Annotated in this window: 22 protein-coding genes; 16 read left to right on the plus strand and 6 right to left on the minus strand. The window is 65.0% G+C overall.

All coding sequences use genetic code 11. The annotated features are described in order from the left end of the window. Positions 1-333 precede the first annotated feature (333 nt). Positions 334-1251: an MBL fold metallo-hydrolase gene (locus J7J50_RS02915; protein WP_215055302.1), complete on the plus strand. Its 918-nt coding sequence runs from the start codon at positions 334-336 to the stop codon at positions 1249-1251. A 67-nt stretch (positions 1252-1318) separates the two neighbouring features. Here J7J50_RS02915 and J7J50_RS02920 read toward each other — a convergent pair whose 3' ends face one another. Next, the gene (locus J7J50_RS02920; protein WP_215055300.1) at positions 1319-1933 is read right to left on the minus strand and encodes a TetR/AcrR family transcriptional regulator; all 615 of its coding nucleotides are present in this window, start codon (positions 1931-1933) and stop codon (positions 1319-1321) included. A gap of 139 nt (positions 1934-2072) precedes the next feature. Here J7J50_RS02920 and J7J50_RS02925 point away from each other — a divergent pair, with 139 nt between their 5' ends. From J7J50_RS02925 to J7J50_RS02940, 4 genes are all read left to right on the plus strand, one after another. Next, the gene (locus J7J50_RS02925; RefSeq protein ID WP_343222424.1) at positions 2073-3176 is read left to right on the plus strand and encodes an MBL fold metallo-hydrolase; all 1104 of its coding nucleotides are present in this window, start codon (positions 2073-2075) and stop codon (positions 3174-3176) included. A gap of 20 nt (positions 3177-3196) precedes the next feature. After that, on the plus strand, positions 3197-3409 hold the full coding sequence (locus tag J7J50_RS02930; RefSeq protein WP_215055295.1) for a hypothetical protein: 213 nt from the start codon (positions 3197-3199) through the stop codon (positions 3407-3409). Positions 3410-3841: 432 nt separating this feature from the next. Then, on the plus strand, positions 3842-8620 hold the full coding sequence (locus J7J50_RS02935) for an RHS repeat-associated core domain-containing protein (RefSeq protein WP_215055292.1): 4779 nt from the start codon (positions 3842-3844) through the stop codon (positions 8618-8620). After that, positions 8617-9015: a DUF4279 domain-containing protein gene (locus tag J7J50_RS02940; RefSeq protein WP_215055289.1), complete on the plus strand. Its 399-nt coding sequence runs from the start codon at positions 8617-8619 to the stop codon at positions 9013-9015. Before J7J50_RS02935 ends, J7J50_RS02940 begins: the two co-directional genes overlap by 4 nt. Positions 9016-9415: 400 nt before the next feature. Here J7J50_RS02940 and J7J50_RS02945 read toward each other — a convergent pair whose 3' ends face one another. From J7J50_RS02945 to J7J50_RS02955, 3 genes are all read right to left on the minus strand, one after another. Beyond that, the gene (locus tag J7J50_RS02945; protein ID WP_215055286.1) at positions 9416-9799 is read right to left on the minus strand and encodes a hypothetical protein; all 384 of its coding nucleotides are present in this window, start codon (positions 9797-9799) and stop codon (positions 9416-9418) included. A 407-nt stretch (positions 9800-10206) separates the two neighbouring features. Next, positions 10207-10533 carry a hypothetical protein gene (locus J7J50_RS02950; protein WP_215055283.1) on the minus strand — a complete coding sequence of 109 codons (327 nt, stop codon included), beginning with the start codon at positions 10531-10533 and terminating at the stop codon, positions 10207-10209. A gap of 6 nt (positions 10534-10539) precedes the next feature. Then, positions 10540-10983 (minus strand): hypothetical protein, encoded by a 444-nt coding sequence (locus J7J50_RS02955; protein WP_215055281.1) that lies wholly within the window; start codon positions 10981-10983, stop codon positions 10540-10542. Between the two features lie 290 nt (positions 10984-11273). Between J7J50_RS02955 and J7J50_RS02960 the strand changes: the two genes are divergently transcribed. Next, the gene (locus J7J50_RS02960) at positions 11274-11702 is read left to right on the plus strand and encodes a hypothetical protein (protein WP_215055279.1); all 429 of its coding nucleotides are present in this window, start codon (positions 11274-11276) and stop codon (positions 11700-11702) included. A 48-nt stretch (positions 11703-11750) separates the two neighbouring features. Here J7J50_RS02960 and J7J50_RS02965 read toward each other — a convergent pair whose 3' ends face one another. After that, entirely contained in the window at positions 11751-12278 is a 528-nt protein-coding gene (locus tag J7J50_RS02965) for a hypothetical protein (RefSeq protein WP_215055277.1), read from the minus strand. Positions 12279-12836: 558 nt separating this feature from the next. Here J7J50_RS02965 and J7J50_RS02970 point away from each other — a divergent pair. From J7J50_RS02970 to J7J50_RS03010, 9 genes are all read left to right on the plus strand, one after another. After that, positions 12837-13082 (plus strand): DUF6289 family protein, encoded by a 246-nt coding sequence (locus J7J50_RS02970; protein ID WP_215055275.1) that lies wholly within the window; start codon positions 12837-12839, stop codon positions 13080-13082. 186 nt (positions 13083-13268) lie between these two features. Continuing rightward, entirely contained in the window at positions 13269-13424 is a 156-nt protein-coding gene (locus J7J50_RS02975) for a hypothetical protein (RefSeq protein WP_215055273.1), read from the plus strand. A 146-nt stretch (positions 13425-13570) separates the two neighbouring features. Then, the gene (locus tag J7J50_RS02980) at positions 13571-13774 is read left to right on the plus strand and encodes a hypothetical protein (protein WP_215055271.1); all 204 of its coding nucleotides are present in this window, start codon (positions 13571-13573) and stop codon (positions 13772-13774) included. A 321-nt stretch (positions 13775-14095) separates the two neighbouring features. Continuing rightward, positions 14096-15946: a CocE/NonD family hydrolase gene (locus J7J50_RS02985; RefSeq protein WP_215055269.1), complete on the plus strand. Its 1851-nt coding sequence runs from the start codon at positions 14096-14098 to the stop codon at positions 15944-15946. Then, positions 15943-16188 (plus strand): hypothetical protein, encoded by a 246-nt coding sequence (locus tag J7J50_RS02990; RefSeq protein ID WP_215055267.1) that lies wholly within the window; start codon positions 15943-15945, stop codon positions 16186-16188. The genes J7J50_RS02985 and J7J50_RS02990 overlap by 4 nt, the downstream gene beginning before the upstream one ends. 278 nt (positions 16189-16466) lie before the next feature. After that, complete coding sequence (locus J7J50_RS02995; protein WP_215055265.1) at positions 16467-16628, plus strand: hypothetical protein; 162 nt, start codon at positions 16467-16469, stop codon at positions 16626-16628. Between the two features lie 52 nt (positions 16629-16680). Beyond that, on the plus strand, positions 16681-19608 hold the full coding sequence (locus J7J50_RS03000) for a type 2 lanthipeptide synthetase LanM family protein (RefSeq protein ID WP_215055263.1): 2928 nt from the start codon (positions 16681-16683) through the stop codon (positions 19606-19608). Between the two features lie 73 nt (positions 19609-19681). After that, positions 19682-20011 (plus strand): cupin domain-containing protein, encoded by a 330-nt coding sequence (locus J7J50_RS03005; RefSeq protein ID WP_215055261.1) that lies wholly within the window; start codon positions 19682-19684, stop codon positions 20009-20011. Between the two features lie 544 nt (positions 20012-20555). Then, positions 20556-22754, plus strand: coding sequence for a PAS domain-containing protein (locus J7J50_RS03010; RefSeq protein WP_215055259.1), 2199 nt, complete (start codon positions 20556-20558; stop codon positions 22752-22754). Positions 22755-22761: 7 nt separating this feature from the next. Here the strand turns inward: J7J50_RS03010 and J7J50_RS03015 are convergent, their stop codons facing one another. Next, positions 22762-23148: a hypothetical protein gene (locus J7J50_RS03015; RefSeq protein ID WP_215055257.1), complete on the minus strand. Its 387-nt coding sequence runs from the start codon at positions 23146-23148 to the stop codon at positions 22762-22764. A gap of 251 nt (positions 23149-23399) precedes the next feature. Here J7J50_RS03015 and J7J50_RS03020 point away from each other — a divergent pair, with 251 nt between their 5' ends. Next, positions 23400-24086 (plus strand): hypothetical protein, encoded by a 687-nt coding sequence (locus J7J50_RS03020; protein ID WP_215055255.1) that lies wholly within the window; start codon positions 23400-23402, stop codon positions 24084-24086.

Raw genomic sequence — 24086 nt, forward strand, 5'->3', positions numbered from 1 at the left:
ATCCGCCGAGGCGTCGCCTCGGCGGATGCATGGACGGGGGTAACGAACACCGCATTACCCATCAGTGAAGTCCGGACGCCGCGATACGAGCGCGGCGCCCGCGATTGCAGCCACTGGCCAGCGCCATGCGCGACCGGCGCTCACGCGTTTGGTGCGTATCGGGCATCACGGTGGGCCCGTTTGCGGCCTACTGCCTCGCGCGCATCGTGCCTATAAAGGGCATCCGGCCTTCCACCGCGCCCTGCCCGGCACCTTGCGTGCCGAACGGCGACTGCCGCCTGCTGCGCGGCCGGTCCGGCCCGGCACATCCCGTCGTCCTTTGGAGATTTCGCTATGTTTACCGTAGATACCACCCTGCACCCCGGCACCCGGCGGCCCGACGAACTGGTTCCGTCCCGTTACGCGCTGCGCGTCGGCGAGATCGACGCGCTGGTGGTCAGCGACGGGGTGCTGCCGCTGCCGACCTCGACGATGGCCACCAACGCCGATCCGGCCGACCTGGCGAACTGGCTGGATCACATGTTCATGCCGGCGGACGCGTTCGACTGGCCGTTGAACGTGATGGTGGCGCGCAGCGGCGAGCAGACCATCCTCATCGACGCGGGACTGGGAAGCCAGTTCTCCGGCTTCCCGCGCGCCGGGCAATTCCCGCAGCGACTGGAAGCCGCCGGCATCGCGCTGGAGTCCGTCACCGACGTGGTGATCACCCACATGCACATGGACCACGTCGGCGGGCTGCTCGCCGATGGCGTGAAGCAGCGCCTGCGTCCGGACGTGCGCATCCACGTGGCCGCGGCCGAAGTCGCGTTCTGGACTTCGCCGGATTTCTCCCACACCGTCATGCCGAAGCCGGTGCCGGGCGTGCTGCGCTCGACCGCCACCAGTTTCTATAACGAATACCGCGACAATCTGCGGATCTTCGAGGATCGGCACGAAGTCGCGCCGGGCGTCGTGGTTCGCCTCACCGGCGGCCATACCCCGGGACACAGCGTGGTCGATCTGGTGTCGGGCGGCGAACGGCTGATGTTCGCCGGCGACGCCATGTTCCCGGTCGGATTCGATCATCCCGACTGGCACAACGGCTTCGAGCACGATCCGGAGGAATCCGCGCGCGTTCGTATCCGTCTTTTCCAGGAACTTGTGGAGACCCGCGGCCTGCTGGTGGCCGCGCACCTGCCGTTCCCGTCGATCGGTCGCGTGGCGGCCGACGGCGATACGTTTCGCTGGGTGCCGATCATCTGGGATTACTGATCGCATATCGGCGGCGCGCGTGCTGACGATCGCCGCCTGACTCAGGCCGCTTGCGCGGCTGCGATGCTTACGCAGCCGCGAAGTGCGCCAGAAACATATCGGTGGCGGTGTTCGCCACCCGATCGCGCTGGGCCGGCGTCAACACCGGCTGGCCCATCGTGATCTGTGGCCAGAACGCGAAGCCCTTGACCATGCCCTGCAGTAGCATCGAGGCGAACCGCGGGTCGTCCGTCTTCAGGCGGCCGTCCGCCGCCGCCGCGCGAATCCACACTGTCAGGCCTTCTTCCTTGTCGCCCATGCGCGCGAACATTTCCTGCGCGCGTTCGGGCGAAGGAATGATCGCGGCGATGGCCACGCGCACCAGCTCGATGAAATCCTCGTCGTGCAGCAATCGCAGCTTTTGCTGCACGAGTTCGAGCAGTTGCGGCCGCAGTGGCCGGTCCGGCCGGTAGGCCAGTTCCGGGGACGCCACGCTGCGCTCCAGCAACTGCTGGAGGATTTGTGCGAACAACGCGTCCTTGCTCGGGAAGTGGTTGTAGACGGTGCGCTTGGAGACGCCGGCGCTGGCCGCGACGCGGTCCATGCTGGTGGCGTCGTAGCCGGCCTGGCGAAACTCGGCCACGGCCGCCTCAAGAATGGCGGCGCGCTTGCGATCGGTCAGGCGGGGAACAGGAGCGGTCATGGCGACAGGTTACACCGGCGGGTTTACTTTTTCAAAAAGTACACTACACTGGGCAGTGTAACTATTCAGACAGCCTGTTCGGCCCATGCCTCGACCCTCCCGCCTACGCCGAATCAGCCTGCTAACCGGAGCCCTGATCGTGAGCGTCTGCCTGTTTTCCGCCGCCAAGACCCACCTGCCCGTCGCCGGGCACGCCGCCTCGCCGCAGTTCGCGGACGGACGCTTCCGCAACCCGGACCCGCGCCCGGCCACCGGGTTCCTGAAGCTGCTCCGGATCATTGGCGATGCGCTGTGGAACAAGCCGGCCGACTCCGTGCCGGCCGCCGCGCCGCCGGTACTGGCGCTCACGCCCGAGCATCTGGCGCAGGCGCCGGACCACAGCCTGTTCCGGCTGGGGCACTCGACGATGCTGATCAAGCTGCGCGGCGGCTGGTGGATCACCGACCCGGTGTTCGCCGAACGCGCCTCGCCGGTGCAATGGATCGGGCCCAAGCGTTTCCACGCGCCGCCGATCGCGCTCGCCGACCTGCCGCCGTTGCGCGGCGTGATCCTGTCGCACGATCACTTCGATCATCTCGACTACGACACCGTGCTGCAGCTCGCGAAGACGGCCGACGTCTTCCTCACCCCGCTGGGCGTGGGCGACCGGCTGATCGCCTGGGGCATCGATGCGGAAAAGGTGCGGCAGTTCGATTGGTGGGAGGGCGCCACCATCGACGGCGTGCGTTTCGTCGCGACGCCGGCGCAACACTTTTCCGGCCGCGGCCTGTTCGACAGCGACAAGACGCTGTGGGCGTCGTGGACCGTCATCGATGAACCGCACACCGGGCCGTCGCTGCGCCTGTTCTTCAGCGGCGACACCGGCTACTTCGACGGCTTCGCGCAGATCGGACGCCGCTTCGGGCCGTTCGATGTGACCATGCTGGAGACCGGCGCCTACGACGCGAACTGGCCGTACGTCCACATGCAACCGGAGCAGACCGTGCAGGCGCATATCGATCTTCGCGGCCGCTGGCTGCTGCCGATCCACAACGGCACCTTCGACCTGGCGATGCATCCGTGGACCGAACCGTTCGAACGCGTGTCCGCCCTCGCGACCGAGCGCGGCATCGCCCTGACCACGCCGCGCATGGGCGAACGCGTCGATCTGCATTCCCCGCAGGCGACGACGCCGTGGTGGCGCGACGCGGACGCACCCGAAACCGCGGACGTCGCCGCATTCAAGCGGGCGGCCGTACCGTGAGGCTGCGATTGCAGGGCGCGATGGACGCGGAGGCCCGGCGCGGGATCACGGAAGCGGTGCTGCGTGCCGATCTTGGCAGCCGGATCAATTTCGAACGAGACGCCGAACACGACCCGCAGATCGTGCGGGTCGAAAACTGGCTGACAGTGGCGCAGACGGTGGAGGCGATTACGCGTAACGGTTATGCGGTCGCGGCGATCGTGGATGCGTCCAATGAGGTTCCGGCGATTTAGCCGGGCGCTTGGACGCCTTCGATATTGGCTGCCCGCGCGCGCCACCTGAACGAAGGCGTCTTTGCCGCCTGTCACAAGCTGGCTTTGATCACATCCTCGATTTATTCGCATTGACGCGTAGCGCCGCGATGCGATACTCGCGGCGAAAACCCGGCGGTCGTTAAGCCGGAGGTGTCGCATCAGGAGCGACCCCGGACCATCACAATGGTCGAGCCGACATGGAGCACGTGCAAATGGATTTGCCGACGACGGTTGTATCGCCGTTCTCGCAATGCGGGAACGCGCTTGAAGCCCACGACTTTTCCATAGCGATCCCGGCGATCGCTTTTTCTGTTCGTCTCTCACCGATGCCTGGCGCGCCCCGCCCCGGGCGCCTCACCGTGCGCGTTGAGTATTGCCGGAAACTCCCCGTTCCGACTCAGGGAATTAAACATGTTCACAAGGATTCGTTACATGACGCCCAGACCTGATTCCATCCGTGCGCGACGAATACCCGATTGGCTCCGGCGCATCGCTTGCCTGAGCCTGCTGATGTGCAGCGCCGGAGCGGTCGCCCAAGAGAGCCAGATCAAATGGGTAACCACCGCGTTCACCAACCCGCCCCCTACCGAACACAACACGCAGTTGGAGGCCGAGGAGGCCATCAAGGCGCTGCCCAACCCGTTCCCCGGGGCTCCCAGCCCATTCCTTGAGATCAACAAGATCAAGGGACAGGGGCCGCGCGGCGACGGCACGTCCGAGGTCGTTTACTGGATGGGATTGGCGCCGCCGCTGGACCCGGACTGGAAGTATCGCCATGTAACCAACCCCGCGACCTTCACGACCGAAGCGCAGATGGTCGCGTCCCTGAAGGCGCAATATGATCGCGACTACACACGATGCCCCATCAAGGCAACGCTCACTCCCGCAGGCAATTGGGCCGCTACCGCACCGGGCGGTGAAGGGCTTGTCGAACAAAAGACGTTCAATGCCGAGTATTACGATGGTTTGAATACGCCAGAGTTCCCATGCGCGAAGAAGACCGAGCCATCGATCGCTCAACGCAATCGAAGGCAGCAATGCCCGAGCACGTGGACCAAATGGAGCAACGACCGCCAAGCCTGCGTAAACGAAGCTTTTACCGCTACGCTCATCACCAACAAGATTCTTGAATGCGGCGGTGAGCGGGGCAACCCTTGCAACGTCAAGACCGGCGATAAGGTCGAACATCAGACTGATTTCGATCTGGGCTGGATCGCGCTCACTCGCAGCTATCACTCCGGTACCGCCGTTCGTTCGGGTGGCTTCGGTCCCGGCTCGACTCACTCGCTGGACTTTCGCCTGAGCATTGCTCCGGACACGCTCGGCCTGAGCGGTGGCAATGGCTACCAAGTTCGCTACCAGAAAGTCGGCGATGCTTATGTCGCCGCCGATAACAGCGGCGATCGGGTGGTTGCTTCCGGGACGCAATGGCTGCTGTACCGCGACAGTGACGTGGTGGTCTTCGATGGCAGCGGTCGGTTGCTCGAATGGCGTTCCGAAGACGGCACCACGCTGGCTTACAGCTATAGCCCGACGGGTCGCCTGGACAAAGTCACTCACTCGACCGGCCGTGCGCTCCAGTTCGTGTATGCGGACGATTCCGGCGACGCGTTGATCACCTCGATCACGGCCGAAGGCGCAACGCTGGCCAGCTATACCTATACCCCCCTTCGCCAGGTCGATACCGTAACCTTCTCCGGCGGTGGCCAGCGCAAGTACCACTACGAGGACAGCCGTTTCCCGCGTCATCTGACCGGCGTCACCGTCGAGGACAATAAGCGCTACAGCACCTTCGCCTATGACGCCAAAGGCCGTGTGATCTCCAGCCAGCATAGCGGCGGTGCCGATGGCATCACCTTGAGTTACCGGCCTGAAGGCGGAACCGTGGTGACCGATTCATTGGGCCAGCAGACCGCCTATGGCCTGACCAGCGGTGCCGGCGCATTGCCGCGTCGCATTGGCGATGTGGTAGACGAGAACGGCACGGTCAAGCACATCTATAACGATGAGGCAGCGGATTTCCGCGGCCGTCCGGCCAGCGTGATCGATCGCAAGAACGTCGAGACCAAGTACGCCTACGCCGAAGCCAACGATCCGGTCACCGGTACCCTCGCACGCACCGTGACCGCCACCGAGGCCTTCAGCACGCCGCTGCAACGCGTAAGCACTCAACGTTTCGACATCGCCAGTAATCGTCCGATCTTGTCGGCGATCGGCAATCGCGAGACCCGCATTGTCCGCAATGCGCGCCTGCAGCCGGCGACGGTCACCGTGCGCGACACCGTCAGCAACGAAACCCGGACCTCGACTTACGCTTACTGCGAGGCCGCGGACGTTGCTGCCAGCAACAGCGTCTGCCCGATCCTCGGGCTGCCCAAGTCGGTTGACGGCCCGCGCAGCGACGTCAACGACGTGGTGCGCTTCGAGTACTACGGCAGCGACGACAGCACGTGCGCCACTCAGCCCGCGTTATGCACTTACCGCAAGGGCGACCTGCGCAAGACCATCGACGCGCTCGGCCGTACCACGGAAGTGCTGGGTTACGACCCGCAAGGCCGACCGCTGTCGGTACTCGATCCCAACGGCGTGGTCACCGACTACGAGTACCAGTCGCGCGGCTGGCTGACCGCTACGAAGGTCCGTGGCGCCGACAACGCAGTGGAAACCGACGACCGCATCACCCGCATCGAGTACGAGCCCACCGGCCTGGTCAAGAAAGTCACGCTGCCGGGCGGCGTGTATACGCGCTACACCTACGATGCGGCTCAGCGGTTGACCGACGTCATCGATAACGCCGGCAATACGATCCACTACACCCTGGACTTGGCAGGCAACCGCAAGCAGGAAGACACCAAGACCACCAGCGGCACGCTCAAGCGGACCCTTTCACGCGTCTTCAACATCCTGGGCCAGTTGGAAACGCTCAAGGATGCCTCGCAGAACGCAACGGGATTCCGCTACGACAAGAACGGCAATGCCGATCGAGTCACCGACGCGCTGCTGCGGAAAACCGACCAGTCCTACGATTCGCTCAATCGCCTGAGCGCGACCCTGCAGGACGTCGACGGTTTGAAGGTGGAGACCAAGCTCGAATACAACGTATTCGACCAAGTCGCCAAGGTCACCGATCCCAAACGACTCGATACCGTCTATGCCTACAACGGCTTCGGCGACCAGACCAAGCTGACCAGCCCGGACACGGGCATCACCGACTACACCTACAACCCCGCCGGCCTGCTGGCGACCAAGAAGGACGCCAACGACGCCGCGACGCATCGCTACACCTACGATGCCTTGAACCGTCCGAAGGCGATCTTCTACACCGCCGCCGGCCCGGCCGACGTCGAGTACGACTACGACATCGTCAACAGCGTCTGCGCCACCGGCGAAAACTTCGCCCTGGGTCGTGTAACCGCCATGCGCGCCGAAGGCACCGAACTGAAGTACTGCTACGACCGCTTCGGACAAGTGGTTCGTAAAGTACAGACGGTGAGCAGCAAGAGCTTCACCCTGCGCTACGCGTACACCCTGGCCGGCGACCTGAGGACCGTGACTTATCCCGACGGCGTCGTGGTGGACTACCTGCGCGATACCCAGGCACGGATCAAGGAAATCGGCGTAAAGCCGCCGGGCATTGCGCGCACGGTGCTGTTGAACAACGCCGCCTATGAACCGTTCGGCCCGGTGGCCGGTTGGACCTACGGCAACGGCCGCACCCTGAGCCGCAGCTACGACCTAGACTATCGCCCGAAGACGGTTTTCGACCCTGCCAGCGGCGGCCTGTCGCTGGGCTATGGCTACAACACCGTCGGCGAACTGACCGAACTGAAGGACGGCCTGCAAAGCGCATTCCAAGCCAAGTACGACTACGACACCGTCGGCCGCTTGAAGATCACCCGCGACGGCCCGACCGGCACCCCGCTGGAGACCTACGGCTACGACGCCACTGGCAACCGCACCAGCCTGCTGCGCGGCGGGATCACCGATACCTATAACTACCCGACCACCAGCCATCGCCTGAACGGCGTCGGCGCGGTCAGCCGTGGCTACGACGCGGTCGGCAATACCATCAGCATCGGCGGCACCGCCAAGGAGTTCGTCTACAACGCCAACGACCGGATGAAGCAGGTCAAGCAAAGCGGCGTGGTGAAGATGGGGTATCGCTACAACGCCAAGGGCGAGCGGGTCGCCGCGATTACCGGTGATACTGGATCGGTAACGACCTATACGCTTTACGATGAAGCCGGGCACTGGGTCGGCGATTACGATAGCAACGGCACGGCCACTCAGCAGGCTGTCTGGATGGGTGATGCGCCGGTGGGCTTGTTGGTGGGTGCAGGCGCGACCACTTCACTGAAGTATGTGCAGCCCGATCATCTGGGGACGCCCCGTTCTGTTATCGATCCTGCACGCAACGTCGCGATTTGGACGTGGGATGCAAAGAGCGAAGCATTTGGTAACAGCCTGCCCAATCAAGACTCGGATTTGGATGGCACTGTCTTCGTTTTCAATATGAGATTCCCTGGCCAACGTTTCGATGTAACCACTACGTTAGTGCACAATTACTTCCGTGACTACGATACTTCCACCGGAAGATATCTTCAAAGCGATCCGATTGGCTTAGACGGCGGAATATCAACCTACGGCTACGTATCAGGAAATCCGCTCGCCTTGGTCGATCCATTTGGACTTGCAACTAACGGTGAAATTATTGGCTGCGCCGTAGGCGGATTCACCGGAAGCAGTGGCGGAGCCAGCGCTGGGGCGACTATAGGTGCTGGCCTGGGATTAGGTTGCGGTCCGGGAGCAGCTGTTTGCTCCGTCGGCGCGGGAAGTGCAGGAGCCATCGGTGGAGCTGTAGTGGGTGGGGCGGTAGGTTGCGCTGTTGGTAGCTATGTTGGTGGCTATCTCGGAAACGCAGCTCAAAACCTGTGGGATTATGCAAAAAAAGGAAGAGACCAAGCAAAGCCTGATAGCGAGCAACGGCCTGATGACTGTCCGACTGGAACTGTACCCATTAATGCCGATCCACGTTTAGATACCGATAAGATTCATCGAATTAAAAAGACAGGGTCTGGTATAGGTGCTGGGCCACGAGACTGGGTCGGAATAGACCGGGAAGGCAACATTTGGACTAATGTGGATGGAGAAGGGTATAACCATGGGCCTTACACGGATTTCCTGCCATGAACTATCAACTTTCATTGAGAATTACCCATCCAAGCATTGATCCGCTTGAGATCACCCGTACCCTGTCTCTCGACCATAGCGTTTGCCACAAGCAGGGCGAAGAGAGACGCACACCTAAGGGAAATCCACTCCCCGGACAGAATAAGAACTCATTTTGGCTGCACGAAGTCGTCGTAGATGATCATGAAGACATATCGTCAGCTATTGAACACACCAACCATAAGCTCAAAGATCATCAAGAATTCCTAACCAACCTTGTGAAAGAGGGCGGCAATATTCAATACTTCATTGGTTGGTTTGTCGAAGCGAATTCTGGCGATATTCTTGACTGGGAATTGCTGAGACATTGCGCCGAACTTAATATTGATCTTTACTTCGATATTTACGCAAAATAGTATGAGGAAAAAATAAGGGCCACTCGTGGCCCTTATTTTAACTTCGGACTCGGTCGATCACGGGTTTAATCCCTTTCCAGTCTATATAAGCGAATGGAAGACTAGCCGAAGCTTATGATCGTTACCTAAGCGTCTGAATGCTATCCCGACACTTTATATCGGATGACTGAGGCCGCGCGCTGACGGCGATCCGATCATGCATCAGCCCGATATCCGTTCGCCTCCACCCTGACGGCAGCGAAGCGTTCCAGGAAATATCCAAGCTCCGGCTCGTTCGAATGGCCCTTTTCGCTTTATGTCTGTACCCGTCGGTCTGGACGGAGACGCAATTTGGAATCCTCCGCAACGATCTGAAGCGTGGTCTAGCACTGCCGGACCAACGCGCAAACACCAAACAAACTCAAACCTCGTAAACCCAAGGCGGCAAGCGCGACACTAACGGCGACCCCTGCCCAAACGCCGTATACACGCGTTGAGCCAGATGCTGGCGTTGGGTAGCCCACCCCAGCCGCCACAGCGCGCGGCCGATCGCGTACGACAGCGCGACCATTGCAATGCCGATTGCGGAAACGCCCGCGCAGATCAGCAGCGGACTCCAATCCGCTCCGACGAACAGGCTGATGACGCCGAGCAGCACCGTCGTCATCAGCGCCAGCATGGCCAGCACTTGCACCATGTCCCGCAGCCAGCGTGCGGTGAAGGTGGTCATGGCGCGGTCGGAAAACCGGATGCGGAAGATCCCGTGGGCGAGGTAGACGCGGCCGTCTGGCCAGGGTGCCGCCATCCGCGACTATCCAATCAACCCAGTCGTCGTCGCCCCGAGTCGCGACGAGCCCAAGGTAGCCGGCGCGGCCAGTGCGATCATCGCCCCCAAACGCGGCCAGGCTGCGCGCCGGTTCTCCGGCCACGTCCAGCCCGCGTACCTGCACGCGGCCGTACAACGGACGGGGCGGATCGTCGGCTGCGGCGGTCTCGTCGATCCAGTGCAGGCAGTAGCGGCCCTCATCCTCGGGGACGGCGACGCGAAGCCGGGCGATGCGGCCGCGGCGGATCCGTGCGGGAGTGAGTCGAGGCGACAAGGCGAATCCAATCCATGGCAGGCCGGCAGGACAACAAGCGCCTGCGAGTTGGAGGAGGCGGTCGAGATATCGCGGACGCGCGCAGCGTTTCGATCGGGCTGAACTCAGGACTTCATTTGACGAATTGCATGTCCAACAACTGCCCGGTTTTCGCCTCTACCTTGAGCAGGTAGCCTTCCGAAATGTAGAAGCTCAGCGGCTCCTCGCCCGAGATGCTGTACATGGTCAGATGGTCTTCCTGCCTCGGAAAATGCGGCAGATCGATGTCGCGCCAAAGCGTGCGTCTATCCATGTCCAGTGCCACGATCGAAGGCAGGCCCTCGCGCGGGAAGAACGTCACGATGACCGTGCCGTCGATAAGCGCCGCAGTGTGGATGTCGCGGTCGAAGTCCCATTCCTCGCCGTTGACGACGATGGTGGTTCTGATGGGGAGCCTCATGCCGTATCAACCCTGGTTCACCGAGGGCGCTGCGCGGAAAAGGGGAACCACCCAATCCAGCACCAGCGCCACCAAGATGAAGGTGAGCAGCACCAGTCCGGAAAAGATCACTCCCATCATCGTCAGCGCCCAGGCCATCAAGCCCGCCTCTTGTCCGATGCCGAATATGCCCTTTATCAGCAAGCACACCAGAAGCGGAACGAATTCGACGAACAGATAGGCGAGCACGCCACGGCGCACCGCCTTGCAAAGCCGCGGCCGCCAGGCCGGACGCAACCACGCCGCCGCCGGCAATCCCGCCAGGAGAATGATCCAGGGCCCGAACACGAGGGACAGCGGCAGCGCGCTGCTGCCGGTCGCGCCGAACTGCGCCTGCGATGAGCCGATGAAGCCCATGAGCCCCAACCAAAGCGCTGCGATCCCTGCGAAGCGCCGATATTGATCGTTCAAACTGAAATCCTTTCGATGACGAAGACTCAACGGTCGGGCTAGTTTGATGACGTCGGGGCCCGAACGTCAAAAAATCATCGGCTCCGGCCACTGGAAGCCAACGGTTCCTATAAGTGCCATGGATCGGCCGTCCGCAGGCCTGGATAAAATCGCCCGAAGAGATGTCAGCCCGTTTGGCGCTTACCTCTGTTAATGCGGCGTAGACATCGAATTTACGGCTTCCGCCGACAATCGTTTTGCAAGCCACTGCCGGACTTGGCCCGCGACAACGAATCTTCGAGACCAATGCCATGAATACCATCGACGATTTCTTTGCGAAGTACGAAGAAGGCGCGAACAGTTTCGACCCCGACCTGCTTGCCTCCCAGTACACGGACTGCTTCATGTCGGCGGACCCGAAAAGCACTTTCTGCATACGAAACGACACCAAGCTCAGAGAGGCGGCGATCGAGAGGGAGAAGCTGTTCCACAACCTCGGGTTCAAGTTCGCGAAGATTATCGGCAAGGACGTCACCCGGCTCGACGACAACTACACGATGGTCAAGGTGCATTGGCACCTGAGATTCGATAACCCATCGGCGAAGCAGTCGGACTTCAAGTTCTTCAACACCTACTTCCTTTCCACGACCGGCGCGCTGAAAGTCGTGTTCTACATCAGTCATGACGACGAACAGAAGGTCATGAAGGATGCAGGGTTGGTTCCGATCCAAGCAAAGTAAAAACGCTGCCGCTCTGCCCACGCGGTGTCTGTCGCAATCGCAATGTTGTCATGGACGCGCCGCGGCTTCCGGCGCTACCGCGAACACCAACCACGCCTGATCGCGCAATGGGACGGACGTGACCACGATTTCGCAGTCGCCGAATGAAGCGCGCTCGTAGTTGGGCACGGCTTTGCGATAGCTCTGCTCGCCTTTGGGCACGAGCGATGGAGCCGTCGAGGAAAGCTGCACCCGGTTGCCGCCGCTGTTGTGGTCGGACAGCGCCGTCACCGCCGGATACCGGCACAGCGCGAAAGACGCGCCTTCGCGTACCGCGAAGGTCGCTTTGTCCGCATCGAGCCAGACGAGAGCGCCAGCCGGCGGCGTCTGTAGCTTGCCGAATGCGTCGATCGCCTTGTCCGCCATTTCGATCATCTGCTCGTCGCGCTTCAACGCGGCCGCCAACAGGGCGTCGTGGTTCGACGCCGACATGGATTCCGGCGGCTGGCTTGTCTGTCGCGCGCGCTCGGAGGCTTGTACGCCGGCCGTCGCGAGTGCGATCAGCACAGTTGCGAGTATAAGAATCGATCTGTTCATTGGTGAATCGCCTCGGCTTGTGTGGCTGGTTGCAATTGATACCGGCGTCGCGCGGGCGCTTTCCGCCGGCGTCCTCCAGCGATCGGCCAGGATGCAGGATGCGCCCGGCTGCCGGCCATGCCGATGCGCCCGGACCCGGGGCGTTCGCGCTACCGATCGCAGCCGCCTGTTTAGGTTGTTTCTTGATCGCGGTCAAAGTATCTCTTCGTCAAATCCCTTGATGCGACTATGAATTCGTGTGAGCCTGAAATCGTGCCAGGACGCGCGTGTTGTATTCTGCGCTGCGTTTGCATGCAGCGCATTGCTCGCGAGAGCGGCATCGAACCAGCACCACATCGCGCGGGCAATCCGTGCGACCGCTGCACGGTAAAGCCTGAGCAAACCCAAGCAACGCTGCCCGCGGGACCGGACGCGTGGATACGTTTTCCTGGACACGTCGAAGCACGGCAACGTCTGTAAGGCGATTCTTGTCTCCAACCGCTCCATCGGCGAATTCAAGAAACCCCTGACAGATCCTCGTAGTGAGCGCCTCAAATCGGGCCATGCCCGGATGGGGGAATGAATCGCAAGACAGTCAAGGAGAGGATGACGATGCACAACATCAAGTTGATCGTACTGGGAACCTTGTTGGCGATTTCCGCCGGTGCCGGCACGACGGCCAACGCCGCGGGCTGTTACTGCTCGGTGGTTTACTACGACGCGGCCGGCACGGTGGTCGGCATACGCCAGCCGGCCGGGTGCGGCGATCCGGGCTGGGGCATCGTGACGACCAAGTCGAAGGCGTACGCCGGCTGCATCATGTAACGGCAACGTCCGCGAACGAAGCCGCCCGCCTCGCTCGGGCGGCTTCGTTTTTTCGAGTTGCGCGTTCCCCATCCGAAGTGGCGGTTTCCCGCCCACACTGCCGGCGCCGCGGCTGCCATTGAGGATCTCTCGCGACCTGTCTGGAATCCGTGCCATCCCTCTGGGTGATCTTCACCGGCGGCCGTTATGACGATGCGCAAGGCACGACTGATCGTGATGCTCGTGGGAATACTGCTGCCGTACGCGGCGCGCCTGCCGCGCGGGCCGAGTGGCTTGGGGCAGTACACGGACACCAACATCGGGGCCTGGCTGTTCCTCGAGGCCTTCAACGCCATCGCCTGAGGCGCGATCATCGCGGCGAGCGCCCGTTAGCGCCCTTCGTCGGTATGGGCGCTCGCGCTGCCGGGCTCCGGTTTTCTCGGGTTCGCGCACTATGCGCTGGATCTGGCCTCGGCCAGTACGCGCAGGGCACCGAGCGCGCCCGCTACGTGGACACCGCCACCGTCATGCTGCGCTCGCTGTCCGCGCCGCCCTACCGCGCCGCGCTGGGCGAGAACGGCGGCTTCCTGCTGCGGCACAGCGTCGGCTCGATCCCGCACAAGAGCGAAGTCGACGTGCCGCTGACCTATGCGGACTATTACTTCGTCGAAGCCTTGCTTCGGTATCGGCGCTGGTATCTGCCGCAGGCGTGAACGATATCGAGCATCGCCGGTCGCCCGGCGATCCGCGCCCAAATGGCGACTCACGCCATTTGGACGCGTGCGAACGGCCCGCGGGCCGGCTTAGCCCTTCAGGAAATCCATCGCCTCGGTCGCGGGCGTGCCACAGTTCGTAATCCAACCGCCGAACCCGACATGGACGGCGGTCACGCTATATCGATGAATGCGCGGCATGCGGGCCTTGCACGCGCCGATGCCATGTACCGCGAAACGCATTCGCGCCCGAATATGACACCCGTCACTCGACAGCCGGGTGCCCCGCGCCAAGGATTGCTCCACGACCGGAGCCGACTCATGCACGCACGCCTCATCGCCATCGGAATATTGAGCGCACTGTGGTTGGCCGGGCCGGCCGCCGCGGAAGAAGCAAAACCCGCGCCGGACAAGGTCGCGTTTCAGTGGAACGTGCGCATTGCGCTGCGCGACGGCGTGAACCTCAGCGCGACCCGCTATCGCCCGCAGGGACTGAAGGCCGCCACGCCGTGCATTTTCGCGATGACGCCGTACATGGCGCAGCGCAATCACGAACGTGCGATGTACTTCGCCAGCCACGGCTACACCTATTACGCGGTGGACGTGCGCGGCCGCGGCAACTCGGAAGGCGAGTTCACGCCGCTGCTGCAGGAAGCCCGTGACGGTCATGACGTGGCCGAATGGCTGGCGCGGCAGAACGAATGCAACGGCAAGGTCGCGATGAGCGGCGGCTCGTACCTGGGCTACAGCCAGTGGGCCGCGGCGAAGGAATTGCCGCCGCACCTGGCCACGATCATTCCGGTGGCCTCGGTCGGGCCGGGCATCGACTTTCCGATCCTCAACAATATTCCCTACACCTACAACATGCAGTGGCTGACCTTCGTCAGCGGCAACGCCTCGCAGGACCGGATTTTCTTCGACGGCGCGTTCTGGGCGGCGCAGTACCGGCGCTGGTATCTGGCGCATGCGCCGTACAAGGAACTCGACGCCTATATCGGCAATCCCTCGCCGACCTTCCAGACCTGGATCGGGCATCCGCACCAGGACGCGTATTGGGACAGCTATCGGCCCACGCCCGCGCAGTACGCGAAGATGACCCTGCCGATCCTGAGCATCACCGGTCATTACGACGACGATCAGCCCGGCGCGATGAATTACTACAAGGAACACATGCGCTATGCCGGCGCCCGCGCCAAGGCCGCGCATTACCTGATCATCGGCCCGTGGGATCACGCCGGCACCGGCAATCCGCAGGCGGAAATGGGCGGGCTGAAGTTCGCGCCGGCTTCGGTGCTCGACATGGGCGCGCTGCACACCGCGTGGTACGACTGGACGCTCAAGCAAGGCAAGAAGCCCGAGTTCCTGAAAGACAAGGTCGCGTTCTACATGGTCGGCGAGGAAGCCTGGCGCTACGCGCCGTCGCTGGCGGCGGTCACCGCGAGCACCCAGACCTGGTATCTGGATTCGCGCGACGGTCGCGTCAACGACGTGTTCGAAGCCGGGCAGCTGCGCAGCACGCCCTCGGCCTCGGCCACGCCGGATCGATACGTCTACGACCCGCTCGACACCAGCGCGTTGCAGTACGAGGACCGGCCGGAAGTGTTCTCGCCGACCTATGCCTTCATCCTCGATCAGCGCGGCACCCAGCTGTCGTCGGGCAAGCAACTGGTCTATCACACGCCGGCGCTGGAGCGCGACACCGACATCGCCGGCTTCTTCAAGCTGTCGGCGTACATCGCGCTGGATCAGCCCGACACCGATTTCGCCGCGAAGATCTACGAGGTCAAGGCCGACGGCAGCACGGTGTTCCTGACCCAGGAGTTCAAGCGCGCGCGCTATCGCGCCAACCCGCGCGAGCCGGTGCCGGTCACGCCGGGCGCGGTGGAACGCTACGACTTCGACCGCTTCAACTTCACCGCCCGGCGCCTGGGCCAGGGCAGCCGCCTGCGCCTGGTGATCGCGCCGCTCAACAGCATGACCATGCAGAAGAACTACAACAGCGGCGGCGTGGTCGCGGACGAGTCCGGCCGGGACGCGCGCAAGGTCACGGTGACGCTGTATCACGATGCGCAGCGGCCCAGCGCCTTGTACGTGCCGATCGCGGCGAAGTCGTCGGTCGCGGATAAAGGCGCCGGGAAATCCACGCCCGATCGCGGCGCGGGATCGCCGTGAAGCCGGCGCGCATCTTTGCCGCGGGCGCTGTGGTGGCGGGTTTGGGCGTGGCCTTGCTGGGCGCGGCGATCTATTCGGGCGCGTCGATTCCATATCAGGACGCGCCGGCCGAGTTGCTGGCGCAACAGGCCGGGGAAATCGCCAACGCGCGCGTCATGTTCCTGCTCGGACTGACCGTCGCGGCGGTCGGTGCCGTCGCGTTCTGGCGCAGCCTTGCGCGCGATCGCAGAGGCAAGCATTGAATCCGCATGCACGCCGTCGCGGCATCGACGGACGGTTGCGCGCGCGAACGCCGCATTCATCCAGCCGCGGCTGTACGCCTGCGGCCGCGCCGCGCGATCTGTGATGCCGCTCGCGGACGCACATCGTCAACGTGATAAAAAAACCCGCCTTCCACTTGTTCGCGCATACGGACGGATGCGCGCAACGGCTGCATCGCGAACCGTCCACACCACGCCACGGGAATCGTCGTCGGCCATCGCCGCCGGGGTTCCATCACGCAATGCAACTGGAGAGCTTCATGCCCATGAATGCGGAAATCTCACAGGACGTACTCGCCCGCCTGCTGATCGAAAGCGTCGGCTCGCCCGACCTGCACGACGATAAGCTGGTGGACAAGTCCAGCAATCTGCTCAGCCTGTCCTGCGTGTACACCAGCTGCCACAACTGTCAGGGCGGCTGATCGTTGTTCCGGCGGGCTGCGCTGCGAGGCGCGGCCCGCCCGGTATCCCGCCTTGGGCGACAGCGCGATTTTCCCCGGCCACGACGACGGCATCGACCCGGCGCTGCGGCCGTTGCTGCGCTGGGCCGAGCCGCTGCTGGCACCATTGCGCGCGCGTTGCCTGGCGCAATGGCGCGACAGCGCGCAGCGCCATGGCGATGCCCTGGATTTCGAACGCCTGCGGCCGTGCATCGACGCCGCCTTCGCCGCACCGGCCCTGGCCTGGAGCAGCCGCACCCTGCTGCTGGAACTGGCCATCGCCCGCCATCACCGCGCCTTGTCCGGCGCGACGCCGCGGCAGCGGCACGACGAATTCCTGGACTGGATCGACAGCGCCGCCGGCCGCCAGGCGCTGGATCGGCGCTATCCCCTGCTGAGCGAAGACATCGTTCTGCATGCGGCGCAGACCGAAGAGGTTCTGAATACATTCCTGCGGCGTTACCTCGACGAGCGTGCGTTGCTGACGCCGCTGTTCGCCGCCACCGGCGACCCCGGCCGCCTGCACGGTTTCGCCAGCGGACTCGGCGATCGTCACGATCACGGCGGCAGCGTGATCCGGCTGCAGTTCGAACGCGGCCGCGCGCTGTACAAGCCGCGCTCGCTGGCGATGGACGCGGCCTATGCGCGCTTGTTGTCCGAACTGCGCGCGCACGGCGTAACGCCGGACCAGCGCGCCGCTCTGAGCGTGGATCGCGGCAGCCACGGCTACGCCGAATGGATCGCGCATTCGCCGCTCGCCGACGACGGCGCCGCCTCGCGTTACTACCGCCGCTACGGCGGTCTGGTCGCCATCGCCTACGTGCTGGGCTGTACCGATCTGCACCTGGAGAACCTGATCGCCGGCGGCGAATACCCGGTGGTGATCGATCTGGAAACCGTGTTCCAGCCGTGGATGAATCGCGGCGGCCAACGTCGCGCGACCGGGCCGTATGCGCCGTCGGTATTGTTTTCCGGGTTGCTGCCGTCGGATCGCAACGATCCCGACGCGCACGACGTCAGCGCGCTGGCCTGGGCCGAGCAACGCTACCGCACGCGCCGCGCCACCGGCGCCGGCAGCGATGAACTGCGCCTGGCGCCGGCCGAAGCGACCACCCAGGCCGGCGCCAACCTGCCGCGGCACGGCGACGGCCGCCGCGTCGCGCCGCACGAACACACGCAGGCCGTGCTCGACGGCTTCGATGAAACCTATCGCGGCCTGTCGCGGATGAAACCGGCGCTGCGCGACGGCGCCGGCCCATTGGCTGCCTTCGCCGGCCTGGACACCCGCGCCCTGCTGCGCTCCACCCACATCTATGCGCGGCTGCTCGATGCGTTGTCGCATCCGCAGTATTTGCGTTCGGCCGGCGAGCGCGAGCAGGTGCTGGCGCGCCTGGAGGTGGGCAGCCGCGACTGGCCGTTCCTGGCCCGCACTCAGGCCGCCGAACGCGCCGCGTTGCTGCGTGGTGACGTGCCGCGCTTCAACATCGCCATCGACGGCACCGGCGTGCACGACAGCGACGGCCATCGCATCGAGGCGGTGTTCGCGCGCAGCGGCCGCGATGAAGTGCGGCGGCGTGTGCGCCTGCTGTCGGCGCGCGACCTGCATCGGCAGCGCTATGCCTTGGCGCAATCGCTGGAGAGCATCCGGCCGTGGTCGGCGATCGTCGCCGATGCCGCGCCGTCGCCTGCGTCGTCTCGCACGAATGCCGCCGCGCGTATCGACGACGATGCCGACCGCGCGAACCGCCGGATCCTGCTCGACACCGCCGTCGCTCTCGGCGATGAGGTGCTGCAACTGGCGTTTCGCGGCGGCGGCGAGATCGCCTGGTTCCAACCCGAGTACCGCAATCGCCCCGAGCCGTCGATCGCGCCGATGGGGCTGACGCTGTACGAAGGCGTGCCCGGCACGATGCTGATGCTGGCCGAACTGGGCGCGCAGACCGGGCAAGCGCGTTTCACTCGCGCCGCCGAAGCCGCATTAGCCGCGTGCCGGCGGCAACTGCGCGAAGACCCGCGCGCGCTGGCGGCGATCGGGCCGTGGTCGGGTTTGAGCGGATGGATCTACGCGCTGCTGGTGCTGGGGTTGCGCTGGCGGCGCCCGGAGCTGCTCGACGAAGCCAGTGCGTGGTTGCCGCAGATCGCCGAACGCATCGAACAAGACCGCGACCTCGACTTGATCAGCGGCGCCGCCGGCTGCCTGCTGGTGCTGACGCAGTTGCAGCGTCACCGCCCCGACGCCGACACGCGCGCCGCGGCCATGGCCTGCGCCGCGCATCTGGCCGCCCACGCGCAGGGCGGCGCGGACGAAGCCTGGTGGCTGTGCCCGGCCTCGCCCGAACGCGGCCTCACCGGCTTCGCCCACGGCAATGCCGGCATCGCCGCCGCGCTGGCGCGCCACGCGCAACTCAACGACGACGGCGCTGCGTTGCAACTCGCGCGGCGCGCGCTGCGCTACGAGCGCGCATCGTTCGAACGCCGCGGCCGGCGCTGGTACGACCAGTTCGCCGATGTCGATCCGGCCGACGGCGAGGATCGGCCCGAAGACGTCTATTCGTGGTGCCACGGCGCGCCGGGCGTCGGCCTCGCGCGCCTGCTGCTGCCTTCGGTGTTGCGCGATGCCGACTGGGAACGCGACCTGTCGGATTGCGTTGCCGGAACGCGCGCGCACGGACTGAGCGGCGGCGATTGCCTGTGCCACGGCCTCGCCGGCAATCTCGAATTGCTGCTGCGGCACGCACTGGAATCTTCGCGGACGCAAGGCGACGGCGATGCCATCGCGCAATGCCGTGCGCTCGGCGCGGCCTGGGCCGGACGCGCGCATCCGCGGTGGCGCTGCGGGGGACGCTCGGTACAGGAACGGCCGCTGGGTCTCATGGTCGGGTTGTCGGGCATCGCCTATGCCTGCCTGCGTTTGTGCGATCCCGCCGGCGCGCCGTCATTGTTGAGTCTTACGACCGACTAAGCTGACGCGCGGGCGACACCGCGGCCCCGATCCGATACAAAAGTTCATCCCCATTCCGGAGATCGACGTTCACATGCAGATCGGAAACCTGTTCACCGACGCGGACGCGCCCGCCGAAGGCGAGCGCTTCGAAGCGCTGCTCAGCCACAAGAACCTGGTAGTGGAACGCATCATCAGTTCCGCCGCGGCGGTGCCGACCGAATATGTGCAACCGCAGGACGAATGGGTCGCCCTGCTGCAAGGCGAGGCGACGATCGAAGTCGCCGGCGAGAGCGTCGAGCTGCGCGCTGGCGACTATGTCTTCCTGCCGGCCGGCACCCCGCACACGGTGCGCCATGTTTCGCAGGGCGCGCTGTGGTTGGCGATCCACTTGCATCCACCGGCGGATACGGACGACGCCTGAGCTCACCAACAGCGAGCACTCCCCGCGGAATAGTCCTTCATGCAGCGATACGTCGTGTCCTGCATATCGATAAAAATCGCGCACCGGCCCGGTGCGCGGACGTGAACCCGGCACGTAGCTGCGTTTTCGCGACGCCGCGCACGGAACGCGATGACGCCGCCTTCGCGATGCCGCGGCTCTAAACCTGCGCGCGTGGCGCCGCATCTACCTGCGGCGACGAAGGCCGCTCGTACACCCTGACTCGCGACCGCTTTCGGCCGCTGTCTGTAGCGCGGCCGGGACTGCTAAGCTCGCCCATGCGACCGAACGAACGAGGCCTTTTGCTTGGCGGACACGAGCGCAGCTGCGCGCCTTTGGCGACCGCGATCACGGTGGTCGGATAGCGCGCGCGGTTTTGCCGCCGGCCTCCACGCGATGCGCCACGCCATGGCGCGATGCGATCGCACGGCCGCGAGCGGCGAATGCCCGAAGCCGGTGCGCACGACAGCGTCCGCGCGACCCCGCCGCCGTTCAACTTGTGCCTGGGTCGGATAAGGATGGTCTGATGCGTTGGTTCTGTTTTGCTTCGCCTCTTCGCCGCGACGCCGCGAGGCGGCGACATGCCGTCTGGGCGCTGTGGGTGGCGCTGGCGGCGGGCGGGCTATCGTCGGCGCACGGCGAAACCGGCGGCTGCGCCGCGTCGCTCCCGGCGCGCGGTCTGCCGCAAGCGGCGCTGTGTCTGCAGCGGGCGAAGATCGCCGCCGGCATTGATGCGCCCAACGAACTGTTCGCGCGGGCCAAGGCGCAGCTGGACGCCGGGCATCTGGAAGAAGCCGAGCGCTCGCTCGATTGCGCCGACGCCGTCATCGGCGGGGACGGCGACGCGCAACTGCGCTACGAACTGGTGCGGCGGCGCGGCATCCTGGATTTCCGCCGCGAATGGATTCCGCAGGCGCTGTCGCGCTTCGAATGCGCGGTGACGCTGTCCACCGCGCTCGGCGATCGCGCCGCCACCGCGCGCGATCTGAGCAACGTCGGCGCGGCGCTGCGCCGGCTCGGCGATTTCCGCGGCGCCCTGCGCAGCCTGACCGCCAGCCTCGACATCCAGCGCGGCGCCGGGCAAGTCTCCGGCGCGGTGCTGAACAACATCGCCGACGTGTATCGCGAACTGCGCGAAACCGACACCGCGATGCGCTACTACCACGACGCGCTGGCCTTCTACCGCGGCAAGGGCGAGCCGATCGAAGCCGCGCACGTGCTGGAAACGATGGCCGAGGTGGCGCTCGACACCGGCGACGCGCGCCAGGCCTCGGCGTGGTTGCAGGAGGCGCTGGCCGCGTACCGCAGCGGCGGCAACCGGGTGTACGAATTGCGGGTTCACGACGGTCTGACCCGGGTGGCGCTGGCGCAGGGCGATATCGCCCAGGCCCAGCGCTGGACCGCCGGCGCGCTGGCCCTGGCCGACACCTGGAAACTGCCGCTGCCGCCCGCGCTGCAATTGCAGATCGCCCGCACCGCGCAGTTGTCCGGCCGCACCGCCGCCGCGGCGACGCGTCTGCGCGAAGCGCTGGCGTCGGTGCCCGAAGGCGATCCCATGCGGGTGTCGTTGCTGGAACAGTTGGCCACCGCGCAGGAGCGCGCCGGCGATGCGGTCGCGGCCAACGCCACCTTGCGCGATGGGCACGCGAAGGCCATCGCGCTGGCCGACGCGCAGCACGATCGCCAGCTGGACTGGCTGCGGGTGCGCTTCGAATCGGCCGAGCAGCAACGCACCATCGCCGCGCTGGAAAGCGAGAACCGCCTGCGCCGCGCGCAGTTCCGCCAGCGCACCCTGCTGTTGTGGTTCGCGATCGCGGTGGCGGTGGCGGCGATGCTGGGCTTCTGGCTGCTGCAACAGCGGCGGCGCCAGCGCGAACGCTTGCGCGAACAGGCGCGGCGGGTCCGCCATGAGGAAGAACTGGCGCGCTATCGTCGCGAAGCCGATGCGCTGGCCGAAGACCGCAGCCTGCTGCAGGCCCTGCTCGACAGCCGCGACGACGCGCTGTGCCTGCTCGACGCCGACGGCCAGCTGCTGGCGGTGAACCGGGCCGGCCGGCTCTGGCTCGGGTATTCGGGCAACGAAGCGCTGGTCGGGCAACCGCTGTCGGCGTTCGTCGGCGAGGCCGGGCACGCGGCCTTGTCGTCGGCGCTGGAGCGCATGGAAGACAGCGCGGCGCAGCGGCTGGAGATCGCCGCCCGCGCGGGCGCGCCGCTGCTCGCGAAGCTCGAATCCTGGTCGGGCGGCGATGGCCTGGTGCTGCTCGCGCCGCTCGATCGCGAAGACGTCGCGGCGCCGGTTATCGCCGGCGTCGATGCCCCCGTGAATACTTTCGCCGACACCGACCTGACCGCCGATCACGTCCACGAAGCCGACGACGACGGCGGCGAATCCTCGATGCGCGACGCGTTCCGCCGCACCCTGGTCGAACTGATGCTGGCCTCGGTCGATGCCTGGGAACGCGCCACCGGCACCGGCCGCCTGGAGTTCGCGGAAAAAAGCCGCATCTGGCGGGTCAACATCGACGACGGCCGGCTGCGCGCGCGTGCGCTGGAGCGCTACCTCAGCCTGTCCAAGCTGCCGCGCAACCCACGCTGGCGCGACGTGCTGCGCTCGGCCTATTTCGTCCTGGGCCGGGGCGAGGAACTGCCGGCGCAGACGCGCGCCGCCCTGCAGTCGCGCGTGGATGCGGTGCTCGCCTACACCCGCCGCGACGCACTGGTCTGAGCGCGCCTCAATCCGGCTTCGGCGGGCACACCGCGCAGGCGCCGCTGACGCCGTCGTCGAGCTTGTAGCGGCTGTGATGTTCCTTGGACTGGTAGCTGTCCGGACCGGTCATGAACGGCAGCGCGCCCCGCAACGGCGCGACGACGGCGCAATAGGCGAGCATGGTTTCGGTGGCGGTGTGCCACTGGTCGTCTTTTTCCACGATCCCGCACTTGGCCATCACTTCGCGCAGCTCCTTGCCGTCGAAATCGAACTTGGCGACGATGATCGGCGTTTCCTTCTCCTTGACGCACCAGTCCGGCGGGACGACTTCATGGGCCTGAACGGCCAGCGGCGATGCGAGCAGGACAGCCAAGGCGATGGCACAAGGAACGAATGCGCGGGACAGGGACATGAGCGATCCGGGGCTAGAGGCGAGGCTCCAGAGTAGGCCGCGCGGCGATCCGGATTCCAGCGCGGTCGCGGGTATAAGCCGGGAATAAATTCCGGCAAGGCCTTGTTTCTTATGGCGGCGTGTTTTTTTCGATGTAAATGCGGGGGCCGCCGCCGCGGGGATGCTTGGACCAGGGACGCTGGAAAAGGCTATCGTCTGGCTTGTCTGCTGGCTGTCGCTGTGGTGCCGTTGGATCCGCCGACCAGGGCCCGTTGATTTTTTTTCGCAGGCTCTTGATGACGGATAAACACATCGCACGATCGCGCCGGCTCAAAGACAGGCTGCGCAGGCGCTACAGGGAATTCTTTCGCAAGAAGGGGCGCGATCCGCTGTACTGGGTCGCGATTCCGCTGCTGACCGTGCTGATGCTGACCGCCATGGGCAGCGCCGTGCTCGGGCGCGATCTGGCCGGGGTGCAAGGCGGCGTGTGGGGATTTTCCGCGCTGGGCACCCGCGTCGAACTCGTGCTCCTGCAGATTCCCTTGCTGGTCTGGGTCATGGTGTTGGGTCTGGTCCCGCTGCTGTCGCGGTCGATGATCGCGACCCTCGCGATCTGGTTCGGGCTTCCGCTCGCGCTGTGGCTGGGTCACACCGGGCTCAACCTCATCCAGATCGTCAACGTCCGCTTCGACCGCGAGGCCGCGCAGGCGGTTTGCGTCGATGTGGTCCGCGCCCGTCATCTGGGCTGCGCGACGCTGGTGTCGAAGAGGAGCAAGAGCCGCCGCTGCGCCAATGTGGCCACGCTGCGCGGATGGCCGTCGCCCGAGGCGACGATGGACATCAGCGGCGATTACGCCGACGCCGGCCGCGTGTGTTTTTCGGGGCATCGCGGATTTCTGGCGCTGCCGTGGATCGACGGCGTTCGCGCTGCGCCGCCGACGGTTCCCGACGCGGGTTAG

Source organism: Lysobacter sp. ISL-50, from assembly GCF_018612875.1.
In the GTDB taxonomy this organism is placed as follows: Bacteria; Pseudomonadota; Gammaproteobacteria; order Xanthomonadales; family Xanthomonadaceae; genus Lysobacter.

Excerpts from the sequence above, each read along its gene's own strand:
- J7J50_RS02960 (WP_215055279.1), top strand. The coding sequence starts at position 11,274 with ATGAATACCATCGACGATTTCTTTGCGAAGTACGAAGAAGGCGCGAAC.
- J7J50_RS03010 (WP_215055259.1), top strand. The coding sequence starts at position 20,556 with ATGCGTTGGTTCTGTTTTGCTTCGCCTCTTCGCCGCGACGCCGCGAGG.
- J7J50_RS02935 (WP_215055292.1), top strand. The coding sequence starts at position 3,842 with ATGTTCACAAGGATTCGTTACATGACGCCCAGACCTGATTCCATCCGT.
- J7J50_RS02985 (WP_215055269.1), top strand. The coding sequence starts at position 14,096 with ATGCACGCACGCCTCATCGCCATCGGAATATTGAGCGCACTGTGGTTG.
- J7J50_RS02970 (WP_215055275.1), top strand. The coding sequence starts at position 12,837 with ATGAATCGCAAGACAGTCAAGGAGAGGATGACGATGCACAACATCAAG.
- J7J50_RS02945 (WP_215055286.1), bottom strand. The coding sequence starts at position 9,799 with ATGGCGGCACCCTGGCCAGACGGCCGCGTCTACCTCGCCCACGGGATC.
- J7J50_RS02920 (WP_215055300.1), bottom strand. The coding sequence starts at position 1,933 with ATGACCGCTCCTGTTCCCCGCCTGACCGATCGCAAGCGCGCCGCCATT.
- J7J50_RS02975 (WP_215055273.1), top strand. The coding sequence starts at position 13,269 with ATGACGATGCGCAAGGCACGACTGATCGTGATGCTCGTGGGAATACTG.
- J7J50_RS03005 (WP_215055261.1), top strand. The coding sequence starts at position 19,682 with ATGCAGATCGGAAACCTGTTCACCGACGCGGACGCGCCCGCCGAAGGC.
- J7J50_RS02940 (WP_215055289.1), top strand. The coding sequence starts at position 8,617 with ATGAACTATCAACTTTCATTGAGAATTACCCATCCAAGCATTGATCCG.
- J7J50_RS02915 (WP_215055302.1), top strand. The coding sequence starts at position 334 with ATGTTTACCGTAGATACCACCCTGCACCCCGGCACCCGGCGGCCCGAC.
- J7J50_RS02930 (WP_215055295.1), top strand. The coding sequence starts at position 3,197 with ATGGACGCGGAGGCCCGGCGCGGGATCACGGAAGCGGTGCTGCGTGCC.
- J7J50_RS02995 (WP_215055265.1), top strand. The coding sequence starts at position 16,467 with ATGCCCATGAATGCGGAAATCTCACAGGACGTACTCGCCCGCCTGCTG.
- J7J50_RS03015 (WP_215055257.1), bottom strand. The coding sequence starts at position 23,148 with ATGTCCCTGTCCCGCGCATTCGTTCCTTGTGCCATCGCCTTGGCTGTC.
- J7J50_RS02950 (WP_215055283.1), bottom strand. The coding sequence starts at position 10,533 with ATGAGGCTCCCCATCAGAACCACCATCGTCGTCAACGGCGAGGAATGG.
- J7J50_RS02965 (WP_215055277.1), bottom strand. The coding sequence starts at position 12,278 with ATGAACAGATCGATTCTTATACTCGCAACTGTGCTGATCGCACTCGCG.